Here is a 2,165-nt window from a genome sequence, read left to right on the forward strand (position 1 = left end):
GCACTTCCTGGTGCTGCGCGGGATCAAGGAAGCGGCGTTCATCAACCTAGTGACCACCGTCGCCAAGGTGGTACCGCTGCTGCTGTTCGTACTGATCGCGCTGTTCGCGTTCAAGCTGGACATCTTCACCGCCGACATCTGGGGTGTGAAAAACCCGGACCTGGGCAGCGTGATGAACCAGGTGCGTAACATGATGCTGGTCACCGTGTGGGTGTTCATCGGCATCGAAGGCGCGAGCATCTTCTCGTCCCGAGCGGAAAAACGCAGCGACGTGGGCAAGGCCACCGTGATCGGTTTCATCACCGTGCTGCTGTTCTTGATGCTGGTGAACGTGCTGTCCCTGGGCATCATGACCCAGCCGGAACTGGCCAAGCTGCAGAACCCGTCGATGGCCGCCGTGCTGGAACATGTGGTGGGCCACTGGGGCGCGGTGCTGATCAGCGTCGGCTTGATCATCTCGCTGCTGGGGGCGCTGTTGTCGTGGGTACTGCTGTGTGCGGAGATCATGTTCGCCGCCGCCAAGGACCACACCATGCCGGAGTTCCTGCGCAAGGAAAACGCCAACCACGTGCCGGTCAACGCCCTATGGCTGACCAACGCGATGGTGCAGCTGTTCCTGGTGATCACGCTGTTTTCCGCCAGCACCTACCTGTCGCTGATCTACCTCGCCACCTCGATGATCCTCGTGCCTTACCTCTGGTCGGCGGCTTACGCCCTGCTGCTGGCGGTGCGCGGCGAGACCTACGAAAACGCCCTGCGCGAACGCAAGAAAGACCTGTTCATCGGCGCCATCGCCCTGGTGTACGCGATCTGGCTGCTCTACGCCGGCGGCACCAAATACCTGCTGCTCTCCGCCCTGCTCTATGCCCCCGGCGCAATCTTGTTCGCCAAGGCCAAGCATGAATTGGGCAAACCGATTTTCACCAACGTCGAGAAGCTGATTTTCGCCGCAGTGGTCATTGGCGCCCTGGTGGCGGCCTATGGACTCTACGACGGCTTCCTGACCCTGTAACACCCGAATCTTTTTGTTCACTGGAGGATCTGTAATGACCACGGAAAAAGTGAAGTACGGCGTACATTCCGAAGCCGGCAAACTGCGCAAAGTCATGGTGTGCTCCCCAGGTTTGGCCCATCAGCGGCTGACCCACAACAACTGCGATGAACTGTTGTTCGATGACGTGTTGTGGGTCGCCCAGGCCAAGCGCGACCATTTCGACTTCGTGACCAAGATGCGCGAGCGCGACATCGATGTACTGGAAATGCACAACCTGCTGACCGATATCGTCGCCATCCCCGAAGCACTGGACTGGATCCTGGAACGCAAGATCACCGCCAATACCGTTGGCCTGGGCCTGGTCGATGAAATCGGCTCGTGGCTGCGTAGCCTGGAACCACGCAAGGTGGCCGAGTACCTGATCGGCGGCGTATCGGCCGACGACCTGCCGAGCAGTTTCGGCGGCAAGGCCATCGAGATGTTCCGCGACTTCCTCGGGCATTCGAGCTTCATTCTGCCGCCGCTGCCCAACACCCAATTCACTCGCGACACCACCTGCTGGATCTACGGCGGCGTCACGCTGAACCCGATGTACTGGCCGGCGCGACGCCAGGAAACCCTGCTGGCCGCCGCCATCTACAAATTCCATCCCGAGTTCACCAACGCCGACTTCCAGATCTGGTACGGCGACCCCGACCAGGAACACGGCGCCTCCACCCTGGAAGGCGGCGACGTGATGCCGATTGGCAACGGCGTGGTATTGATCGGCATGGGCGAACGCTCGTCCCACCAGGCGATCGGCCAACTGGCGCGCAACCTGTTCAAGAACAAAGCCGTGGAGCGAGTGATCGTTGCGGGCCTGCCCAAATCCCGCGCGGCAATGCACCTGGACACCGTGTTCAGCTTCTGCGACCGCGACCTGGTCACCATCTTCCCCGAAGTGGTCAACCAGATCGTCGCGTTCACCCTGCGTCCTGATGAGAGCAAACCCCACGGTATCGATATCCAACGGGAAAAAACCAACTTCCTCGACACCGTCGCCGCCGCGCTCAACCTCAAGGCCCTGCGGGTCGTCGAAACCGGCGGCAACAGCTTCGCCGCCGAGCGCGAGCAGTGGGACGACGGCAACAACGTGGTGGCCGTGGAGCCAGGCGTGGTGATCGGTTACGAC

General features: G+C 61.1%; 2 protein-coding genes. Both read left to right on the top strand.

All coding sequences use genetic code 11. The annotated features are described in order from the left end of the window. Positions 1-1,012: basic amino acid/polyamine antiporter (locus ACRESD_RS16955; protein ID WP_431751978.1), on the top strand; the 1,012-nt coding region annotated here is incomplete at its 5' end. 34 nt (positions 1,013-1,046) lie between these two features. After that, positions 1,047-2,165: arginine deiminase (locus tag ACRESD_RS16960; protein WP_431751979.1), on the top strand; the 1,119-nt coding region annotated here is incomplete at its 3' end.

Source organism: Pseudomonas sp. (assembly GCF_050739995.1).
Lineage (GTDB): Bacteria > Pseudomonadota > Gammaproteobacteria > Pseudomonadales > Pseudomonadaceae > Aquipseudomonas.